This is a genomic window from Streptomyces sp. NPDC002130 (assembly GCF_040296465.1).
In the GTDB taxonomy this organism is placed as follows: Bacteria; Actinomycetota; Actinomycetes; order Streptomycetales; family Streptomycetaceae; genus Streptomyces.
In genome coordinates this window covers 1-1421 of record NZ_JBEOXI010000842.1, presented here as the reverse complement: position 1 = coordinate 1421, position 1421 = coordinate 1, and the positions used below count along the sequence as shown (strand labels likewise).

General features: G+C 60.2%; 2 protein-coding genes. One reads left to right on the top strand and one right to left on the bottom strand.

Annotated features, from left to right (window positions below):
• Nucleotides 1-158: 158 nt before the first annotated feature.
• Nucleotides 159-803, bottom strand: coding sequence for a GntR family transcriptional regulator (locus tag ABT116_RS46190; protein WP_298773448.1), 645 nt, complete (start codon nt 801-803; stop codon nt 159-161).
• 196 nt (nt 804-999) lie between these two features.
• Here ABT116_RS46190 and ABT116_RS46185 point away from each other — a divergent pair.
• Nucleotides 1000-1421: hypothetical protein (locus tag ABT116_RS46185; protein WP_351647196.1), on the top strand; the 422-nt coding region annotated here is incomplete at its 3' end.

The window sequence follows — 1421 nt, the reverse complement described above, 5'->3', positions numbered from 1 at the left end:
GGGGTACATCACCAGCAGTGGGGTGAATTCGTTTCCGCCCCAGGCAGCGGCGAACATACTGGCGGCAACGGTCAGCCACAGCCACTTTCCGCCGGAGAGGCGTTCACCCTCGAGACGAGTTTCGGCCGCGGTCCCAGCGCCGATCGTTTGGGTGCTCATCACAGAGTTCCTTCGAAGCCGAGGCCGTGGACCTGGCGCATGTGTGTGAGGACGGCAGTGTTGTATCCGTCGGCATCGCCTGTTTCGACAAGGTCGGTCAGCGCGGTGTGATCGACAAGGATGCGAGAGAGTTGGCCGGGGTCGCGTGAGATCGACCGCGCTGTCATCCGCCGTTGCCTGTCGCGCAGACTCGCGTAGAACGAGTCGAGCAGTGGGTTCCCACCGGCGGCAACGATCATCTTGTGAAAATCCGCATCGATCGCGCTGAACGCGGCAACGTCCCCGCGATCAGCAATCTCACGTTGCTCGATCAGGTTCGCGCGCAACGCTGCGACAAGCGCTTCGCGTGCGTGGGGTCGGACCGACACCACTCGAACACTCTGAGTCTCGACGAGTTGCCTGGCACTGACCACATGTTCCGCCTCCCCGTCCGCGACCGGGACGATCAACGCCCCCTTCTTCGGGTAGAGGCGCATCCAGCCTTCCGCTTCCAGTCGCAGAAATGCCTCACGCACCGGCGTTCGGCTCACATTGGTCTGTGCGGCGATGTCACCCTCACTGATCAACTCCCCTCCGGCGAGCTCGCCGGACAGGATCAGTTCCTTGACTTCGCGGAAGACGGTTTCGGAAGCGGAATACAACATAGACACAAGATGTATTTATACTCCACGCTGGCCCAACCCAGACATGCGGGTCGCCGATCCGAACATCTCGGTCCAATGCGGCATCGATCCAGTTAGCATTGCAAGGTGCCAGACAGCCGAGGAGTCAGTTCGCGATGATTGGCGCACGCTCCCGCCTTCGCAGACTGAAGCACTCATGACGTCGCAGATGAAGTCCATGAGGACGCTGACCCGCGAGTGGTTAGCTCTTCCCGATCAATACGACCGCTTCACTCGCTATCTTCGCGACAACGGCCTCACCACTGCCACCCGGCTATTACTTGGCATCATCGTCATCGGGTTGGGCGTGTGCGCGCTACTCAACAGGTTCAGCCCCGCCGGTCCGACGAGCACTATCGCGCTGTTCTTCAACTCTGTCGTCGTGATCTCGTGCTTCGTAGTCGGAGTCTCATGGTGGGTCTTCGGCCCCACAAAGCGTCGCTCGTTCGGTTTCGTGGTCTTCTGCGACATCGCGGTCACGATCTCCGTCGTTGGAGATTCCTCCCAGCTCGCACGATTGCTCACCTGTGTCATTTTTGCTCTGGTCGGCATCTACATCGCCTACTTCCACAACCCGAAGTTGCAGATCGCGCACATAGC

What these genes read in the sequence shown, in the direction of transcription:
- ABT116_RS46190 (WP_298773448.1), bottom strand. Translation starts at nt 803, where the DNA reads ATGTTGTATTCCGCTTCCGAAACCGTCTTCCGCGAAGTCAAGGAACTG.